A 19,150-nucleotide genomic window follows, 5' to 3' on the forward strand; every position below is an offset into this window, starting at 1 on the left:
TCAGTTGATGTGTAACAAACCTACTTTCTCTAACCGGCTCCTGTCTTGCCTGCTAGTCTAACCAACCGCTTGCCGTCCCGATCTTCGCCCCTTGCGAATCAGCCCACTGCTTTCCTGGCAAACGGCGGGGGGTTAATGGCGATGCAGACAGGGCTGCGATCGCAAGAGCATGCCGCTCTTATGCAGCAATATAGCGAGTTAACCAGCAGTGCATTAACCGTGATAGACCGTTGGTTTTGGCAAGTTAAAACGCTGCATAACCGATGAAACGATAACTAATAGGAGCTACATCAATAGGCAGTTCTTACGACACGCCAAAGAAATGCCCCAGGCTTTACCCTTCTTGATAAGCTGAAGGTTTGTTCCTTCGATCGCAGAGTTGGGTAGTAGCAGCCATGGATAACAAGTTGATGCTGATGATTCCGGGGCCGACCCCTGTCCCCGAGCAGGTGCTGATGGCCATGGCCAAGCACCCCATGGGCCACCGCAGCGGCGAGTTTAGCGCCCTGATGGCCGAAGTGACCGAAAACCTCAAGTGGCTGCACCAAACCCAGAACGATGTGCTGGTGCTGGCCGCCAGCGGCACCGGGGCTATGGAAGCCGGCATCATCAACTTTCTCAGCCCCGGCGACAAAGTGCTGGTGGGCAACAACGGTAAGTTTGGCGAACGCTGGGGCCAGGTGGCCCGCGCCTACGGCCTCGATACCCAGGAGATCGTCGCGGAGTGGGGCAAGCCGCTGAACCCGGAGGACTTTAAAGCGGCGCTGGAGGCCGACACCGCCAAGGCCATCAAAGCGGTGATCATCACCCACAGCGAAACCTCCACCGGGGTGCTAAACGACCTGGAAACCATCAACCGCCACGTCAAAGCCCACGGTGCGCTGATCATGGTCGATGCGGTGACCAGTCTGGGGGCCTGCTCCGTCCCGGTAGATGCGTGGGGGCTGGACGTGGTCGCTTCCGGATCGCAGAAGGGCTACATGATTCCGCCCGGTCTGGCCTTTGTCAGCGTCAGTGCCAAGGCGTGGGAGGCCTACGAAACTGCGACCCTGCCCAAGTTTTACCTGGACCTGAAGCCCTACAGCAAAGGGGCCGCCAAAAACACGACGCCCTTCACGCCGCCGGTGAACCTGTTCTTTGCCCTCCAGGCAGCGCTACAGATGATGCAGAAGGAGGGGCTGGAAGCTATCTTTGCCCGTCACGATCGCCAGAAGCGGGCCACCCGCGCCGCCATGGCTGCCCTCAATCTGCCGCTGTTTGGGGCCGACGACTGTGCCAGCCCGGCGATCACCGCTGTCATGCCCCAGGGGGTAGAAGCGGAGCAGATTCGCTCGATTATGAAAAAGCAGTTTGACATTGCCCTGGCCGGGGGCCAGGACCACCTCAAGGGCAAAATCTTTCGAATTGGGCACCTGGGCTTTGTGTGCGATCGCGACATTCTGACCGCAGTGGCCGGCCTGGAAGCTGCCCTCACCCACCTGGGCTACGACCAGTTCACCCCCGGCGCTGGGGTCAACGCCGCTGGGCAGGTGCTGCTGGCCTAGAGCCCCCTTGGCTGAGAAGCCGGTGTAGACCTCGGAGTTTTGACTAAAACTCCGAGGTCTTGTCTTTTACAATTTCGGCAACTCGGTGTCGAGGCCAAAGGCCTGGGCGGGCGGCAACTGCAGCACGCTAAGCAACCCATCGAGCATGTACTGTACCGCCAGCGCCGCCAGCAGCACCCCCAGCACCCGGGTCACCACATTGATGCCAATCTGGCCCAGCAGCTTGCCCAGGGGCTGGGACAGCAGCAAAAAGACATAGCACAACAAAATGACCACCCCCGCTGCCGCCAGCACCACGCTGAGGCCCAGGTAGTAGTTGGTGGACTCCCGCGACAGCACCAGAATACTGGCCAGGCTGCCCGGCCCGGCAATCAGCGGAATCGCCAGGGGAAAGACGCTCACGTCCTGCCGCACCTCGGCCTCCTGGGCCTCGGCCTCGGTTTCGCGCTCCTGGTGCACAAAGATCATGTCGAGGGCAATTTTAAACAGCAAAAACCCTGCCGCTATTTGAAAGGCCTGCAGGCTAATGCCCAGGTTGTGCAGCAGGTAGGCCCCCGTGAGCCCAAAGCCCAGCAGAATGATGGCCGACACCACCACGGCTCGGGTGGCGATCTGGGTTTGCTCGGCTGCGGTGCGATCGCTCACCAGAGCCAGGTACAAGGGCGTCAGCCCCACCGGGTCGATCACCACGAATAGCGTAAAAAAGGCTTTGGCAAACAGCGGCAAAACGAAGGGCATGGGGTCGACTGGGAGATTTCCTAAAATTTAACGTCGTTTTGGAATGGGTCATCAAATCAAATTGGAATCGCGTCACCCCAATGCAAGGCAGGAGGTTGGCGCAGGGGCAGCGGCGAAGCTAAGCCAGAGGCCTGACGGTGTTTGCCCAGCCCAACTCAGCTCCGTTGGCTTGAAATTAAGTTTGGTAACGCTACAGCTCAGCCAGCCTTACAAATACAGCCAACAACACCGATTAATTTGAAAGCCTTGGTAAGGGACGTCGCCCCGCTGGTCTACGCTGGGCAACATACAGGTAATTTTGAGGGGTGCCACCCCCCGCCCCCTCTATGAATCTGCGTCACAAAACTCTGCTCCTGACGACCCTCCCCCTGCTGGGGCTGATGGCCATTTTGTTTGGCAGTTTTTCGATGATCTTGCAGCGCAGCTATGGCCGCCTCGAACGGCAGGACGCCGAGCGCAACTTGCAGCGGGTCAACCAGGTGATGGCGGGCGATCTGGCTCAACTCCAGAGTCTCACGGAGGACTGGGCTGCCTGGAATGATACCTACTCCTTCATTCGAAGCGGTGACCCTGACTATGTGGAGTCCAACCTCAGCAAATACGCCTTCGAGAGTTTGCAGCTCAATCTGGTCGCCTTTGTAGACCCGACGGGGGAGATTGTCTACGGCACCAGCTATGACTTCGAGAGCAGAGCTTTTTCGCCGCTGCCGCCCGATCTACCGCCGCAGCTGACCCCCGGCAGCCCGCTAGTGCAGTTTGAGCACCTGGCCGCCCACCACGAGGGGCTAATCGTTATCGACGGTCGGCTGATGCTGGTGGTCGTGGAGCCGATTTTGCGCAGCGATGCCACCGGGCCCGCCCGCGGTGCCCTGCTGATGGGCCGTTACGTGAGCCCGGCGGTGGTTGAATCCCTGGCTCTGCGCACCCGCCTTAATTTACATCTACACCCACTGCCTGAATCTGCGATCGCCGCCAACGAACTGCCAGACAGGCTTCAGTCCATTCTCGCCAGCCTGGAGAAAGCGCCCGACCCGGCCCCGACCCTGGTGCAACCCCAATCCGCCGATACCCTGGCTGGCTACATGCTGTGGCCCGACCTCTACGGCCAGCCCCAGGCCCTGCTGGAGGTCCGACTGCCCCGCGAGATCTACTACCAGGGGCAGGTTAGCCGCCACTACCTGGGCTGGTCACTGCTGGGGTCGTGCCTGGTGTTTACGGGCGGAATGCTGCTGCTGCTCGATCGCGTTATTTTGCGACGGCTGCTGGGGCTGAGCCAGCAGGTCCAGCAGATTGGTCGCTCCAACGACCTCAGCCAGCGGGTGACGGTGCCGGGCACCGACGAGCTGAGCCACCTGGGTAACCAGATCAACGACATGCTGGGGGAGCTGCAGATCAGCCGTGAAAAACTGACCGCCGAACAGCAAAAGGCCGAGCAGCTGCTGCTGAACATTCTGCCCGCGCCGATCGCGGGGGAACTCATGCAAACCAAGGCCTCTATTCCGCAGCACTTCGACGAGGTGACCATTCTCTTTGCCGATATCGTCGGCTTTACCAGCCTCTCCAACCGGATGTCCCCCATTCGGCTGGTCGACCTGCTCAACCAAATTTTCTCCGCCTTCGACAGCCTGGCCGAGCAGCTGGGGCTAGAGAAAATCAAGACCATCGGCGATGCCTATATGGTGGCCGCTGGACTGCCCACGCCCAAGGACGACCATGCCGAGGCGATCGCTGAAATGGCCCTGGCCATGCAGCAGGTGACGGCCTCATTTAAGGCGGAATCGGGAGAGCCAATCGAAATTCGTATTGGCATCAACACCGGGGTGGTGGTCGCCGGGGTGATTGGCACCAAAAAGTTTATCTACGACCTCTGGGGCGATGCCGTCAACGTGGCCAGCCGCATGGAGTCGTCGAGCGAGCCGGGCCAGATTCAGGTGACCGCCGCCACCTACGAAAGACTCAAGGACAACTATCGGCTCGAAAAACGCGGCTGTATTGCCGTCAAGGGCCGGGGCGAGATGGAAACCTACTGGCTGCGCGGACACCGTCCCGACTCCCTGTTTTGCCCGCTAAAGACCGTAAACGCTGCTTCTGGCAGCACCGAACTGCCCACGGTCACTTAGGCTAGCCCCTTCAGCCTGGGTTAGCCTGAGTTTGAATTAACGCCGTCCCCTACAGGAATAACCGTCCCGGCTGTATCAGGAAGATAAGATAGCGTTGAGCCGAATCTAAAAAATGATGGCACTAAGCTTTAATAAGCGGGTAACGCGATTCGAACGCGCGACATTCACCTTGGCAAGGTGACGCTCTACCACTGAGCTATACCCGCATAAAAACCAGAGTCGGAGGTGTTCGTTCGCTGGTTTTGACTTTACCTAGAATCTCAAAAAACGGTGACTATGTCAACATCCTTTTGGATTTTTTTGAGTCTAGGCCGAGCCCGATTCTGGGCCAATCACCGGCTGTGCCGTTACCGCCACCCCAGGCCCCAGGCGAGCCGCACCATTGGCGGCACCGCTGCCCATCACCGAGTGAATCTGCCCCATCAGGCTGGCCATTTCCAGGGCGCTCATGGCGTAGTCCCAGCCGTGGTTAGCCTTGATGCCCGCCCGCTCCAGGGCCTGCTGCAGGGTGTCGGTGGTGAGTACCCCAAAGATGATCGGTACCCCGGTTTGAAATCCAGCGGCGGCGACGCCCTTGGCCACCTCTGCCGCCACATAGTCAAAGTGGGGAGTAGAGCCGCGAATGACGGCCCCCAGGCAGATAATGGCGTTGTAGCGCCCGCTGAGCGCCAGTTGGCGAGCTACCAGCGGAATCTCAAAACTGCCCGGTACCCAGGCGTAGTCCACCTGAGTACCCTCGGGGCTAACGTCGATGCCGTGGCGCTTGAGGCAGTCCTGACAGCCCTCCAGCAGTTTGCCTGTGACTAAATCGTTGAATCGGCCCAGCACAATGGCAAACCGGGGAGACCCTGTGGAAACTAACGTGCCTTCAAATACCGCCATAAAAAATTAGTATCTACACCACAAAGTAGTTGAGGCCGCCGACGACAACCACCAGCACACCCCAGATAATGGAGCCAAACAGGATCAGTTTCTTGGACTGGTCCCAGTCCTGGGGAGAGGCGTAGGCCACCGGCACATACACCACCAGCACAAATGACATCAGCACCAGGGCAAACAGCGCGAGTTGAAACAGAATTACCATTGGTTTATCTTTAGCTCTCTCAAACACAGCAGCGGAGACGGCGGTAAGCAACCCGGCAAATAGCCCAGAACCAGGTTAGCAGCCACACTACCCTAACCAGTACGCTATCAGAAAGAGGCCCCTGGGAAAAGTACGGTTTCAAAAGATACGACCCCAACCTATGGACCTAGTGCTCTGCCACACCACCGCCGACTTTGACACCCTGGGGGCCGCCGTGGGGCTGGCCCGCCTGCAGCCGGGACGGCGAATCGTGTTAACCGGGGGCAGTCACCCCACGGTGCAGCGGTTTTTGGCCCTCCACCGCGACGAGTACCCGCTGATTGAGCGGCGGGCCGTAGACCCCAGCCACATTCACCACCTGACCCTGGTCGATGCCCAGCAGCCGGAGCGGTTTGGCCCGGCGGCAGGCTGGATTGCCCAGGCCGTCAAAAATCAGGTACCCATCACCGTATACGACCACCATCCCACCGCCGAGGATCCCGCTAACAAGGAGCCTGATGGCACAGCGGCCCTGGTGCAAGCTGAGGAAAAAACGATTGAGGCGGTAGGGGCCGCAACGACGCTGGTGGTAGAAGCGCTACAGCAGCGGGGCATTGAGCCCACTGTGGCCGAGGCGACGGTGATGGCCCTGGGCATTCATGTGGATACGGGTTCGCTGCTGTATGAGACCGCCACCGCCCGCGATGCCGCCGCGCTGGCCTGGCTGATGGGTCACGGGGCCAGCCTGGCGGTGATGGCCGATTTTGTGGAGCCGGGGCTGAGCCCGACCCTGCAGGATCTGCTGACTGCGGTGCTGGCAGCGCTTCAGGTGGAGACAGTGGAGGGCCAGCGCCTGGCCTGGGTGCTGATCCCAGTCGATCGCTACCTGCCAGGGCTCTCGGGTTTGGCCGAGCGGCTGATGTCGCTGGCCGAAGCCGACGCCCTGCTGTTTGGGGCCTACTATTCGAGCGCGACTTCTAGCACCAAACTGGCGGCGGCGGACCAGGGGGAAGGCGCGCCAGGCGATCGCGCCTTTGCAGAACCCGTCCCTCAAAAGCTGACCCTGATTGCTCGCTCCGGGAGTGGCCTGGGCGATCGCCTGGACTGGGGGGCGCTGCTGACCCCGTTGGGCGGCGGCGGCCATCCCACGGCGGCTTCGGCGTCGCTGACTACGGCTGAGCCGGAGGCCGTGATGCAGCGCTTGCTGGAGCGGGCGCGATCGCAGCTCCCCCCCCAACCCACCGCCCGCGACCTGATGTCGTCGCCGGTACGGACCATTCGTCCCGACACGACCATTCGCGAGGCCCAGCGCATTCTGTTGCGCTACGGCCATTCCGGGCTGTCGGTGGTGGACGAAGGCGATCGCCTGGTGGGGGTAATCTCCCGCCGCGATCTGGACCTGGCCCTCCACCACGGCTTTAGCCACGCCCCGGTGAAGGGCTACATGGCCACCAACCTGAAGACCATCGCCCCTGACACTCCCCTCAACGAGATCGAGCACCTGATGGTGACCTACGACGTCGGTCGGCTGCCGGTGCTGCGCCAGGGGGCACTGGTCGGCATTGTCACCCGCACCGATCTGCTGCGCCACCTGCACCAGGAGTCGGCGTTTGCCACTGCCCAGGCGCTGCCGACCCGCCCCACGGCGGCCACCCTGCAGCATATTTTGGAGACCAGTCTGTCCCCTGCGCTGCACCAGGTTCTGCGGCAGATTGCCGCCGCCGCCCAGGAGCGGGGCTGGCACCTCTACCTGGTGGGCGGTGCGGTGCGCGATTTGCTGATCTGTAGCGATCGCACCGCAACCGTCCTGCCCGATCTCGATCTGGTGGTCGACGGCGGCCTTAACCCGGTTCAGGCAGGCGCTGGTGTGGAGCTGGCCGCCGCGATCGAGCAGCACTTCCCCGAGGTCGATGTGCAGGTGCACGGGCGGTTTCAGACGGCGTCGCTGGTGTGGCGCAAAGATCTGGACCACAGCCTGGCCGGGCTGATGATCGACATTGCCACGGCCCGCACCGAGTTTTACCCCTACCCGGCGGCCAACCCCGAGGTGGAGGCCAGCTCCATTCAGCAGGACCTGTACCGCCGCGACTTCACGATCAACGCCCTGGCGCTGCGGCTGACCCAGCCTGGGTCGGGGCAACTGCTCGACTACTTTGGCGGCCTGGTGGACCTGCAGCAGGGCGTGATTCGGGTTCTGCACGCCAACAGCTTTATTGAGGACCCCACCCGGATCTACCGCGCCGTTCGGTTTGCGGTGCGCCTGGGGTTCAGCCTTGACCCCCAGACCGAGGGCTACATTCACCACGCCCTGGCCAGCGGAGCCTACACCCAAATGCAGCGCCAGGTCAGGCGCGCCCCCGCCCTCCAGGCGCGGCTAAAAAACGAGCTGAAGTACATCCTCGAAGCCCCCTACTGGCAGGCGGCCCTGACCCTGCTCGACCAGCTCCAGGCCCTGCGCTGCCTGCACGACGATCTGGCCATGACCTCAGTCCTGTGGCAGCAGCTGCGCCGCCTCAGCCGCTGGCTGGAGCAGTTCGACTGGGCCGAGGTCGGCCCTCCCTGGCTGCTGCGGCTGGAGGGACTGCTGGCGGCGGTGCCCGCCGAGGCGCGATCGCCCCTGGCCGCCGATCTGCATTTGAGCGATCGCAGCCTGGAGCGCCTTGCCCACCTCGACGAGCGAGAACACCGCTGGCAGGCCCTGGTGGCCACCAACCCTACCCCCAGCCAGCTCTATGCCGCGTTCGATCAGGCCGATACCGCCACCCTGCTGCTGGCCAGCGCCCGCCATCCCCGCCGCCTGGGTCCGGCGATCTGGCGGCACCTGAGGCAGTGGTCTGTCGCCCCGGCCTTAGTCGACGGCAACCGCCTCAAAGCCCTGGGTTACCGGCCAGGGCCGGAGTTTCGGCCCATGCTAGAGGCCCTGTTTGCCGCCCAGCTCAACGGTGACATTGCCACGGTAACCGAGGCCGAAGCCTTTCTGGCCCTGCACTATCCCCGGGGGTAAACGGTTCCCGGCAGGCGATAGGCGGCAGGGGGCAAGATAGTGGCACACTGAGCCCTGAACCGGTTGAGAACGGGTTAAAGTGGCAAAGAACTGGACCGCTTCGAGATGTTATGACCCTAGCCGTGGGCACCGCCCTCAAGAATGGTACCTACGTGATCGACGCCTGGGTAGCGGACGACACCATTGGCCCCGTGTACCTGGCAATGGATGTGTCGAGAGGGCAGTGGATTCGGCTGCGGGTGCTGGGCAGCCGCAGCCCAGAGAACCTGCCCGACGCCCTGGAGCGCGAGGCGTTTTATCGGTACCTCGATCGGGTCAATGGGTTGAACCACGGAGCCCTACCCCAGTGCCTGGGCGGCTTTGAAGAGGATGGCGTCTGCTACCAAACCCTGGCCAACCCCGCCGGAACAACCCTCGATCGCCTGGTTGCAGACCATTACCCCCTCACCCCTCAGGTTGCCCTGGCGGTGCTGCGTCAGCTAGTAAAGGCGATCGAGAGCCTGCGGCCCCTGGGGTGGACGGGGCTACGAATTTGTCCCGACCAGGTCTGGTATCAGCCGGAGGCGAAAACCGTTATCTTTACAGGCTTTGATCTGGTGCCAGCCGGCCCAGGCTACTCTGAGGTCGCTGCTCCAGAAACCGCTCCAGAAATCCCTGCAGCGGCTGCTTCAGAGAGCGCCCCAGAGACCGCTCCAGAGAGCGCCCCAGAGACCGCTCCAGAAACCGCTGCCGAGCGCCCCATCGACCCGGCAGAGACCGCCCTGGTGCGGAGTCTTACTCACCTGCTGTACTTTCTGCTGACGGGGCAGCGGGCCGAGGCCACCAAAGCCCCCCTGGCGGTGGACCTGCGCCGCTGTCACCCCGCCCTCCCCCACAGTATGGATCAGGCCCTGGAGGCGGGCAGTCCGCCCCCAGGCGCTCCGCCTGTTTCGCTGGCGGATTGGGTGGCCCTGCTGCCCACCGCCGCCCAACTGCCCCCTGAGCCAGCGGAGGCAATGCTGCCGGAACGGGGGGTGCCGACCACCGTAGCTGTGGTGGGTCATCCGACAGACCATCGCCCCTCGACCAGTCCAGTAGAGCCCCCAAGCGAAGACCGCGATCGCCCCACCGCCGCCGGGGCGGGTCCGCGGCGGCGATCGGGTTTGGGCCTGGCCCTGGTGCTGACCGGCATTGCGGCCACGGCCAGCGGCCTGGGGTTCGGCCTCTACGCCCGCCTGCAGCCCACTGGCTCCACCACCTCAGAACGGCTCAATCCCAATCAGTCGTTTCCTCCCCTGCCCGACTGGAATGGCAACGACCTCTGGCGGCCCTGGAACGATGCGCCCGCCCTACGCGATCGCCCGGCCTACAGCGATACCCCTCCCCCAGGCTCAGCGGTGGAACCCGTCTTTATCCCCGAGCAGGAGCCCGCCGCCCCCCCACCGGCCGTATCTCGCCCGGTGCCAACCCCGGCCCCCACGGCCCCGCCAGAGGAATCCTGGAACCCTCCCGCCGAGCCCTCGACTCAGCCTGGGGCTGAGCCAACACCAGCGGACAGTCCGGCCTCGCCGCCCCCGGTGGCTCCGGCCCCGGCCCCGGCCCCAGAACCGCTGACGCCTCCAGCGCCCCTGGAAGCGCCTTCCCTGAGCGCCCCCGAAGGAGCAGCGCCCCCCCCGCTGATCAATCCCCCCCGGCCCCCCGCCCCGGCCCCGACCTCTAGCTAGCCCCGCCCGCCAGAGGATCTGGCTCACCCAGAAGCCAACAAACCGGCATTTACCTCGATCTCTCCCCCGTGTTAGATGAATAAGAACGTTATAATTCTCTACAGTTAAGCGAATTTCTGTTACACAATCCGTTTTCCTGAGGTTTGCCATGAGTAGCCCTGTGCTGCACGCGTTTTACGTAGGCCGCGCCCTGGCCGATGCAGTCAACGAGCGCGCCGAGCGTCTGCTGACCGATGGCCTCAGCCTGGTGGGCAAGTTTGACGCCGAACAGCGGGAAAACCTGCGCCAGTTCACCGAAGAGGTAATGGTGCGGGCTCAGCAGGCCGAGGCCGAAGCAGGGGTCTCTTACACCGCTGCGGCCTCTAACGCCGGTACCGTGACCGATCTCCAGGCCACCATCGACACCTTACGGGCCGAGATTGCCCAGGTGCGGGTTGCTCTGCAACAGTACCGAACTACCTCCCAGATCTAGACGCCTCCTCGGCTCGGTGGGGGTTCCCCGCCTCCAATCGACCGTCCTGCGACCGTCCTGGGCTGATTCACTTTCAGATAGCCGCTGCTGTCGCCCTGTTTTCCTTTCCTAGGAGCCTGAGTGTCTGCTGTTTCAGATTCTTCCGCATCGTCCAAACTTCCTCCTCCCCTGGGTGGGGAGGGGCACGGGAGCTATGCCTCCGACGGCGGTGTTCTGGATGCTGCGGTATCCCCGGTGTCGTCGAAGGCCGTGGGGCCCGAGGGTGCCCTACCCGAGAATGCTCTGCCCGATCGCACCCTACCCGAGCACTCTGCCCCATCCCATCGTCCCCTGATCGCCCCCCCCGGTTCTGAGCCCCCTGGGGGCAACGGGCAGGAGAAGGCATTGCCCTTCCGCCAGGAGGCCTACCGCTGGAACCAGGGTCGCTACTCTCGTCAGCGGCGCTTTGTCGATATTTGGAGCTTTGTGCTCCAGCTGCTGTGGGCTCGCTGGCTCTACGGCAAAGCCTGGAGTTACGGTGGCACCATCACCCCCGAGGTCCAGGCGGCCCGCAGGCGCAAACTGGCCGCCTGGATTCGCGAAACGCTGCTCGATCTGGGGCCGACGTTCATTAAGGTCGGTCAGCTGTTTTCGACCAGGGCCGACATTTTTCCCATCGAGTTTGTCGAAGAACTCTCCAAGCTCCAGGACCGGGTGCCCGCCTTTAGCTATGAGCAGGCCCGCGACATCATTGAGGCCGACCTGGGCAAACCCATCCACACCCTATACCGCACCTTTGATCCGATTCCGCTGGCAGCCGCCAGTCTGGGCCAGGTTCACCGTGCTCAGCTTCACAGCGGCGACGAGGTGGTGGTCAAGGTACAGCGGCCGGGGCTGCGATCGCTCTTCACCATCGACCTCTCCATTCTTAAAGGCATTGCCCACTACTTCCAGAACCACCCCAGCTGGGGCAAGGGGCGCGACTGGATTGGCATCTACGCCGAATGCTGCCGCATTCTGTGGGAAGAAATTGACTATCTCAACGAGGGCCGCAATGCTGACACCTTCCGCCGCAACTTTCGCGGCGAAGACTGGGTCCACGTGCCCCGGGTATTTTGGCGGCTGACATCGTCACGGGTTGTCACCCTGGAGTACATGCCCGGCATCAAGATCAGCCACTACGACGCCCTGGAGGCCGCCGGGCTCGATCGCAGCCGCCTGGCCCGTTTGGGCGCCCAAGCCTACCTGCATCAGCTGCTCAACAACGGCTTTTTCCACGCCGACCCCCACCCCGGCAACATTGCGGTCAGCCTGGACGGATCGCTGATTTTTTATGACTTTGGCATGATGGGCCAGGTGCAACCCCTGACCCGGCAGCGGTTGATGAACACCTTTATGGGTATCGCTCAGCGCGACGCCGAACGGGTGATGAACTCGCTGCTAGAACTGGGCGCGCTGGCCGAAATTGAGGATATGAGCCCAGTTCGGCGCTCCATCCAGTATATTTTGGATAACTTCATGGACAAGCCCTTTGAGGAGCAGTCCATTAACGCCATCAGCGATGACCTCTATGCCGTCGCCTACGACCAGCCCTTTCGCTTTCCCGCCACCTTTACCTTTGTCATGCGGGCTTTTTCTACCCTGGAGGGGGTAGGGAAAGGTCTTGACCCGGAGTTCAACTTTATGGAAGCGGCCAAGCCGTTTGCTGCACAGCTTATGTCTAATGGTAATTCGACCGATGGCGCTAACAGTCTGCTGGGTGAACTCAGCCGCCAGGCGGCCCAGGTTAGCACCTCCGCCCTGGGCTTACCCCGGCGCATAGAAGATACCCTCGACAAACTAGAGCGGGGCGACATTCGGGTCCGGGTGCGATCGATCGAAACCGATCGCGCCCTGCGGCGGATCAGCGGCGTCACCATGGCCAACAACTACGCCATTCTGCTAGGTGCATTTACCCTCTCAGCCACCGGACTACTGCTGTCGGAGTTTGTCTGGTTGGCCGTGGTGCCGGGGGTACTGGCGGTGGGCAGCGGGATTGCATTTTTGCGATCGATGCTCAAAGTCAACCGGGCCGATCGCCTGCCCTAATGGTTTGGTCCAAGGTTGTCATGGTAGACTGCATTTTCTCAGGACTCTCCGACCCCGGGCTGCTGCGCACTAGCAACCAGGACGATTACTACATTGACCCCAAGGGGCGGTTCTTCATCGTCGCCGATGGCATGGGGGGCCACGCGGGCGGACAGGAGGCCAGTCGGCTGGCGACAGCTACCATCAAAGCGTTTCTCGACCAGCACTGGCACCTCGAAACCGCCACGGCACAGCTGCTGGAACAGGCCCTAAAGCAGGCCAACAACGCCATTCTTGACGATCAGCGCCGTCATCCAGAACGGGGCGATATGGGCACCACCGTGGTCATGGTCACCTTTCGGGACAGCGACCCCCAGCCCTGGTGTGCCCACGTGGGCGATTCGCGGCTTTACCGCCTGCGGGGTCACCATCTGGAACAGCTGACCGAGGACCACACCTGGATTGCCAAAGCGATTCGCGCCGGTGAGGTATCTCCGGTTCAGTCCCGCAGCCACCCCTGGCGGCACGTGCTGTCCCAGTGCCTGGGCCGCGATGACCTCAGCGAAATTGGCATTCAGCCCATGGAGGTCCAAAACGGCGATCGCCTGCTGCTGTGTAGCGATGGGCTCACGGAAGAACTCTCGGATCACCTGATTGCCTCCCACTTGAAATCCATCCGCGCCTGTGAGGCGGCGGCAACCGCCCTGGTCAACTCGGCCAAGCAACGTGGCGGCCGCGACAACATCACCGTCGTGGTGGTAAACATTACTTCACCCCTAACTGGCTCCGATTTGGATGCTGACGTCAGTTAAGGGGACTTTAACGGCTCCCTCCAGCGATTAGTCTTTGGCGATGGGTAAATCTACCTGCCGGGTCATGGCGCGGCGGCAAAAATTGCTCCGTCACTGACAACGGACTGCCGATGGAAAACCTGGGCCTACGAAGTTGTGGCGTTTTGGCCTCCAGCTTGGGAGCCATGCCTACCTAAAGGAAGAATAGATTAAGAAGTTTGCCCTGAGCATTTTTGCTTAGCAAACATTGATAAAAATTGTAAATTCTCGACCGGCAGATGACGGTTCGGGGATGACTTGTTATATTCGCTCATAACGCCAACAACTGGATCTTTGTCAAATGGTTGTTATAATTTGTAAACCATCGCGCATTGACTGCCGTTGGCCTTGTGGTTAAACCCACTCCAGAACAGAGACCCGCTGCGCTCAGTCAGTTTTCCGGATTGGAGGACTCGCTGAATGTTCGGGTCAACGACCCCAGGCAATTCAGGCCTGGGTGATCCATGTCCGCTGGGGTGTTGTTCTCTCTCTCAGGAGTAAATCCATGAACGAACCGATGCAACTCTCGCTTGAGCAGCAGTTCAGTCTGCGGTCATTTGAGACTCAAGTCGACAAAATGAGCCGCGAGCAAGCTCAACAGTTTCTGGTCAAGCTGTACGAGCAGATGATGATGCGTGAAACCATGTACAAGCACTTTCTCAAGCACGAATGGGGGATTGGGCCGAATCCTCAGTTCTAACCCTTGAGCAACGTCTTACAGCATGAAGACGGCGACCTCCCTCTCTTGCACGGTTACGTTGAACCAGGCCGGGGATGTCGGGGCGTCAGCTTCAATGCTAAATGTTCGATCCAAAATGTTCGATGCTAAATGTTCGATCCAGGCGCAGCCGCATGCTCAGCGCAGCTAGAATGCCAAATTAACCCTCTCCGTAGGTCAAGCACCAGGCCCAATTTGCTAGGGCAAACGCATACTCGAGATGAGAATATTAAGACTCATTTCTAGGAAGTGAGTTATGTGTTCTGCCCAGCCCCTATCGCCGTTAATCGAGCATTTTCATGGGCAAACAGCACCATAGTGAAGGGTTTGATCAGCCAGTTCACCGCCAGGGTGAGTAGCACGGGCCGGGGGGTTTGGGCCGCCCGCTTGGCCTGGGCAAAGTCGATCTTCACCATGATCGGGTACATCATGAAAAAGAGACAGATGGCGATCGGTACCGACACCTGGTAGATGCTCATGGCATCCAGGGCGATCGCCACCCCGGGCAGCAGCCGCCCCAGGGCAATGCCAGCCGCAATGCACAGCAGCACCCACAGGGTGAGGTAGCGCTCGAAAATGTTGAGCTGTCCCCCGGCGACTGGGGCAGCGGCAGGCTGTCTGGTGGACATAGAGGTTTGAAGCTAATGATTCTAGGGCCAGTATACATCAATAAAAATTGATATATTGAGCAGTATCCTGTCCTAACGGTTATTACTCTGCAGCAGAAGTCAGTCGACTGTACGGGGACGGTGGTGGCGGCCTGTCTGGTGCGGCTGGGCTACAGCGCTGAGGCGGCGATCGCCACGGTGCAGAGCGTCCACGCCGGGGCCCTTGGCGTAGTCGCCCAGCGGACCTTTATCCACGACTTTGCGGCCCAGACCTAGGGCGGGGCCTCCAGGCTCTTGTCGGGCAGGCTGGCCCAGAGGGTGGTGCCCAAAATAATCGCGCCGCCGACCAGGGTGCGGGGGACGGGCACTTCCCCCAGCAGCAGGGCCGCCAGGGCAATGCCGTAGACCGGCTCCAGGCCGCTGATCACGCTAGCGGTCTGGGCTCGCAGCACCGCCAAACTCTCAATAAATAATGTGTGGGCGACGGCGGTACACAGCACCCCCAGCACCAGCAGCAGGCCCAGGTCCTGGGGTGTCAGGGCCAGGCTGGCCAGGGGGGTGACCAGCAGCAGGCAGAGGAAGGCAAACAGGTCCTGGTAAAAGGCGATCGCCACTGCCCCATACCGCTTTCATCCGCCGCCACTGGTTGCTCGATGGGGTCGAGCACCTCATCAACGCTGAGCGCTGGGTTGGCTTAAAACGCGTTGGCCTCGTGGAGGCTGAACGCCGTATCCTCGGTCAACCCCCGACCATTGAGCAGCGCTACTATCTCGTTAGTTTTGACGGCGATGTCCAACGCTTTGCCCAAGGGGTGCGCAGCCACTGGGGTATTGAAAACCAGCTCCACTGGGTGCTCGATGTCGCCTTCCACGAAGATGCCTCTCGAATTCGTAAAGACCACGCCCCCGCTAATCTGGCCGTCGTCCGTCACATCGCCCTCAATCTGCTGCGTCAGGACGCTTTTGCCAAAGGGGGTATCAAGGCTAAACGCTTGCAAGCAGGATGGGATAATGACTACCTAATTCGGCTACTCTCCTCCTGAGTATGCGTTTGCCCTACCCAATTTGCAGACTAATTTGCAGGCTACAGAGCCAACAACCTGCTGCCTGTCTTACCAAAACACCGTTAGTTTTTCCCCTCAACCGCTGTGGCCCTGAGTTACGCTACGTGTACAGCCACCACAGCAGAGACAGCTCTCCTTTGCAGTACGGCTAGAGCCTAGAGCCCGTTGAAATAGAGATATTTTAGGCCGATGGGCCGTGTCCCCCCCACTCGCTCCTGGCAATGGGAACAGCCGGGATGGATACGCTACACAATTTTTCCCTGCCACCTTTGCCGATCTAAAAGCCAGCTTCTGGTGCTGGGGATCTCTAATTCATTCTGACTCACCCTTGAATAAACCAGGTCAGCCCAAGCAGGGTTGCAACTGTCCGCGCAAACGCTATGGTTGTTAGGGGAGGGGTTTTTCCCCAGCGCTGGCGCACAGCTGGGAAAGCACCGCCCAGGGGCCAGGCTGGCTCGGTAAGCGAGGTGATGACCTTCCAGCAGCGGTCCTTGCCCCTTAGACCCTGGCCCAATTTGTTGCACCTGAACGGGGGAACTATGTTTCAGCGCGCACTTATCTGTACCGACTTTACCGATGGCATCTACCGCCTGGCTCAGTTTGTCCCCAGCTTAGCCGCTGGAGGATTCAAGTCGCTGGTATTTTTTCACAGCATGCCCGTCGAGAGTGGACCAGAGATTCCCCGGGCCAGTCCAGAACGCTTAGAACCTGCGCGACAGCGGCTTCAGGAACTGCTGCGAGAGGCACCCGACACCGTTGAAGTCACTATTGAAGTCCAGTGGGGGCGCACCAGCGACAATATTCTGCGGCTGGCCAAGCAGCACCAGGTGGACGTGATTTTTTTGGGTTCGCCTACCCGCACTTTGCTGGAAGAAAAGCTGTTTGGCAGCACCACGGCGGCCCTGGCCGAAAAAACCGGCGTGCCGCTGATTATTTTGCGGCCCCAGCTGATGTCAACCTACACGACCGCTGAGCTGGAGCTGCGCTGCGCCCACCTATTTCGCTACCTGCTGGTGCCCTACGACGGCACCCAGGGCGGCAAAAAAATCGTTCAAAATATTCGCCAACAGGTCAAAAACAATCCCAACTCAGTGCTGGAGCGGGTGCGGCTGCTGTGGGTGATTGACGACCACGTCCGCCGGGAACTGCTGGGTGACCATCCTGTGCAGCAGGCCCAGCAGGAGCTGGACCAACTTCAGTCTGAGCTGGCCGCCCTAAATTTGGTGGTGAACACAACGGTTGTAGAAGGTAACCCCCTGGAAGAAATTATGAAAACGGCTGAGATCCACGACATTGGTGCGATCGCCGCCTGCTCTGGTGGGGCCGAAGGTATTTTTAAGTGGTCTGCCCCCAGCCTCACCCACGAAATTCTGCGGCGCAGCTGGCATCCGGTGCTCTTTTTCCCCAGCTAGCGCGTTTGCGCCCCAGGAGATGAAAATCCGGAACAGGGCACAGGATGGTCAGTCGGACAGACTTGATCCCGTATCGACATAGATCGACTCCAGCTTTTGTAAGACCTTGGCCTTGAGTTTAGTTTGGAGTTCGTTGCGCAGCAGATCGCGACTGGTGGCGATCGCCCCGGTAGAGGGGCGACTGCGGGCCGTCAGCACCCACTCCTGCAGGAGGCTGCGCTGGGGCTCCGACACGCTACAGCTGAGCACGTGGGCGCAGCGGCGCGGATTTTCGAGGGAGAACAGCAGGAGCTTGTAGGTGCCATTGTTGCCCAGCAGGCCGGCCATATCCTGGCCCAGGGCCGTTTTGAGATCGAGGTAGCAGGGCAGCCAGCGGGCTCCGTGGGCGCTGCTGTAGAGCACCGTCAGCCACAGCAGCATCGGGTGGGGGGCCATGGTGCAGATAAAGGTGTTGTAGCGGGTGCTAACCAGGCGTCGGTGGATTTCGGCATCGGGCATCATCGCCCAGAGGGTGGCCAAGGCCCCCTGGCTGGTCGGCAATGGGTGGGGAAAGACGATTTCCGCCACAGGCTTGGTGGCAGGCCACACCGTCAGCTTGCACACCTGGTCTTCTTGCAGGGTTTCGTTGGGAGCTGGCTGGCGGGTGACGGGTACTCGATTGAGGGTGGTGCCAATCCGCTGGCTAATCCGAAATCCGTTGACGTAACGGGACTGCAGCGGCTCCAGGATTTGTAAAATTTCGTGGGTGCTCTGGGGGCGGTCCTCGGCGGGCTTGGCCATACAGCTCATGACCAGATCTTCGAGCAGCTTGGGGACCTTGATATTGCTGGCAACCTCACCCATGCGCTTGGGGGCCTGGGTCTGGTGTACCTTGTACCACCCCCCAAAGGTGTGGCTGCTGGCCCGCAGGGGTAGATGGCCGGTCAGCATCTGAAACATCATCACCCCGAGGCTGTAGATATCGGAGCGGCTGTCGAGCTCGCGGCCTTCCATCTGTTCGGGAGAGGCGTAGGCCAGGGTACCCATGAAGCAGTTGGTCTGGTCGCTGTCGATCTGGACCAGTTTGGCGATGCCAAAGTCTAAGATCTTAGCCAGCTCCCCCAGGGTGGGGTCCTGCACGATCATGATGTTGCTGGGCTTGATATCGCGGTGGATAATGGGCACCGGATCGGGCTGGGTTTTGAGAATGATGCCATCGTGGGCGGACTGGAGCCCCAGGCAAATTTGGCGGATCAGACCCAAAAATCGAGGCACGGGCAGGGGCTGGAGGTTGATCAGGTGGCTCAGGCTTTGCCCCTGGAGGTACTCCATAACATAGAAAGGCACCCCTTCGTCGCTGACGCCGTAGTCGGTGACGCGCACCACATGGATGCTCTTCTGGCCGAGCTGGGCGCAGGTCATGGCCTCCTGCATAAAGCGATCGCGCATTTTTTCGCCGGGCAGGGTCTGGGACAGCAGCTTGATCGCTACCTTGACGCTGCCCAGCAGTAAATCCTCCGCCATGTACACACGCCCCATGGACCCCTGGCCAATGGGTTCGAGGAGTTCGTAGCGATTGGCCAATTTACAGCCCAGATTGGAGTCAGCCATAGATACAGAAGTAGCCAAACGTGGGGGCGGGCGGTACAAGGAACAGTACTGTCAGCAACAGGGAAAAACCAGGGCGGCGGCTAAGTCAATCGGCCCCAGGCCAAAAGGGTAGGGGTCTACCCCAGGGGCAAACCCATCACCGTCAGCCCGCCAAGCACCTCAGGCCCCGGCAGCCGTAGGACAGGGGCAATCCCTGGCTGGCTCGCTTCTGGAGCCAACTTAACGCACTGTCACCTGAT

Annotated in this window: 17 protein-coding genes and 1 tRNA gene; 11 read left to right on the plus strand and 7 right to left on the minus strand. The window is 61.0% G+C overall.

The features are described 5' to 3' along the window. Positions 1-395: 395 nt before the first annotated feature. Positions 396-1,544 carry a pyridoxal-phosphate-dependent aminotransferase family protein gene (locus NF78_RS27040; protein WP_035994565.1) on the plus strand — a complete coding sequence of 383 codons (1,149 nt, stop codon included), beginning with the start codon at positions 396-398 and terminating at the stop codon, positions 1,542-1,544. Positions 1,545-1,610: 66 nt separating this feature from the next. Here the strand turns inward: NF78_RS27040 and NF78_RS27045 are convergent, their stop codons facing one another. Further along, positions 1,611-2,282, minus strand: coding sequence for a MarC family protein (locus NF78_RS27045; protein WP_035994568.1), 672 nt, complete (start codon positions 2,280-2,282; stop codon positions 1,611-1,613). A gap of 326 nt (positions 2,283-2,608) precedes the next feature. Here NF78_RS27045 and NF78_RS27050 point away from each other — a divergent pair, with 326 nt between their 5' ends. Further along, positions 2,609-4,402, plus strand: coding sequence for an adenylate/guanylate cyclase domain-containing protein (locus tag NF78_RS27050; RefSeq protein ID WP_072016292.1), 1,794 nt, complete (start codon positions 2,609-2,611; stop codon positions 4,400-4,402). 134 nt (positions 4,403-4,536) lie between these two features. Here NF78_RS27050 and NF78_RS27055 read toward each other — a convergent pair. The 3 genes from NF78_RS27055 to psbZ form a co-directional block, all read right to left on the minus strand. Next, a tRNA-Gly gene (locus NF78_RS27055) sits at positions 4,537-4,608 on the minus strand. A gap of 100 nt (positions 4,609-4,708) precedes the next feature. Then, on the minus strand, positions 4,709-5,284 hold the full coding sequence (gene ribH / locus NF78_RS27060; RefSeq protein ID WP_052051061.1) for a 6,7-dimethyl-8-ribityllumazine synthase: 576 nt from the start codon (positions 5,282-5,284) through the stop codon (positions 4,709-4,711). A gap of 13 nt (positions 5,285-5,297) precedes the next feature. Then, positions 5,298-5,486, minus strand: a complete 189-nt coding sequence (gene psbZ / locus NF78_RS27065; RefSeq protein ID WP_035994570.1) for a photosystem II reaction center protein PsbZ — start codon at positions 5,484-5,486, stop codon at positions 5,298-5,300. A 160-nt stretch (positions 5,487-5,646) separates the two neighbouring features. Here psbZ and NF78_RS27070 point away from each other — a divergent pair, with 160 nt between their 5' ends. The 6 genes from NF78_RS27070 (at position 5,647) to NF78_RS27095 (ending at position 14,220) form a co-directional block, all read left to right on the plus strand. Further along, on the plus strand, positions 5,647-8,469 hold the full coding sequence (locus NF78_RS27070; protein WP_035994573.1) for a CBS domain-containing protein: 2,823 nt from the start codon (positions 5,647-5,649) through the stop codon (positions 8,467-8,469). A 110-nt stretch (positions 8,470-8,579) separates the two neighbouring features. After that, positions 8,580-10,172, plus strand: a complete 1,593-nt coding sequence (locus NF78_RS27075; protein ID WP_035994576.1) for a hypothetical protein — start codon at positions 8,580-8,582, stop codon at positions 10,170-10,172. A gap of 148 nt (positions 10,173-10,320) precedes the next feature. Then, entirely contained in the window at positions 10,321-10,644 is a 324-nt protein-coding gene (locus tag NF78_RS27080) for a DUF6825 family protein (protein WP_035994579.1), read from the plus strand. A 120-nt stretch (positions 10,645-10,764) separates the two neighbouring features. Then, positions 10,765-12,711 carry an AarF/ABC1/UbiB kinase family protein gene (locus NF78_RS27085; RefSeq protein ID WP_318655522.1) on the plus strand — a complete coding sequence of 649 codons (1,947 nt, stop codon included), beginning with the start codon at positions 10,765-10,767 and terminating at the stop codon, positions 12,709-12,711. 20 nt (positions 12,712-12,731) lie between these two features. After that, positions 12,732-13,502: a PP2C family protein-serine/threonine phosphatase gene (locus NF78_RS27090; protein ID WP_035994876.1), complete on the plus strand. Its 771-nt coding sequence runs from the start codon at positions 12,732-12,734 to the stop codon at positions 13,500-13,502. A 523-nt stretch (positions 13,503-14,025) separates the two neighbouring features. Further along, positions 14,026-14,220 carry an NblA/ycf18 family protein gene (locus tag NF78_RS27095; protein WP_035994581.1) on the plus strand — a complete coding sequence of 65 codons (195 nt, stop codon included), beginning with the start codon at positions 14,026-14,028 and terminating at the stop codon, positions 14,218-14,220. Between the two features lie 272 nt (positions 14,221-14,492). Here NF78_RS27095 and NF78_RS27100 read toward each other — a convergent pair whose 3' ends face one another. Next, entirely contained in the window at positions 14,493-14,867 is a 375-nt protein-coding gene (locus tag NF78_RS27100; protein WP_035994584.1) for an arsenic resistance protein, read from the minus strand. Positions 14,868-14,987: 120 nt separating this feature from the next. Between NF78_RS27100 and NF78_RS33185 the strand changes: the two genes are divergently transcribed. After that, positions 14,988-15,122 carry a hypothetical protein gene (locus NF78_RS33185; protein WP_263970540.1) on the plus strand — a complete coding sequence of 45 codons (135 nt, stop codon included), beginning with the start codon at positions 14,988-14,990 and terminating at the stop codon, positions 15,120-15,122. Here the strand turns inward: NF78_RS33185 and NF78_RS27105 are convergent. Continuing rightward, the gene (locus NF78_RS27105) at positions 15,119-15,460 is read right to left on the minus strand and encodes a DMT family transporter (protein ID WP_052049740.1); all 342 of its coding nucleotides are present in this window, start codon (positions 15,458-15,460) and stop codon (positions 15,119-15,121) included. The two genes, NF78_RS33185 and NF78_RS27105, sit on opposite strands and share 4 nt — an antisense overlap. Before the next feature lie 17 nt (positions 15,461-15,477). On the opposite strand from NF78_RS27105, the gene NF78_RS32690 reads away from it, so the two are divergent. Then, entirely contained in the window at positions 15,478-15,888 is a 411-nt protein-coding gene (locus tag NF78_RS32690; RefSeq protein WP_263970628.1) for an ISAs1 family transposase, read from the plus strand. Between the two features lie 560 nt (positions 15,889-16,448). Next, the gene (locus NF78_RS27115; protein WP_035994588.1) at positions 16,449-17,321 is read left to right on the plus strand and encodes a universal stress protein; all 873 of its coding nucleotides are present in this window, start codon (positions 16,449-16,451) and stop codon (positions 17,319-17,321) included. 48 nt (positions 17,322-17,369) lie between these two features. Here NF78_RS27115 and NF78_RS27120 read toward each other — a convergent pair whose 3' ends face one another. Next, on the minus strand, positions 17,370-18,911 hold the full coding sequence (locus tag NF78_RS27120; protein WP_035994591.1) for a serine/threonine protein kinase: 1,542 nt from the start codon (positions 18,909-18,911) through the stop codon (positions 17,370-17,372). Positions 18,912-19,150: the final 239 nt, after the last annotated feature.

Origin of the sequence: Leptolyngbya sp. KIOST-1, assembly GCF_000763385.1 — a bacterium.
Classification (GTDB): domain Bacteria; phylum Cyanobacteriota; class Cyanobacteriia; order Phormidesmidales; family Phormidesmidaceae; genus Nodosilinea.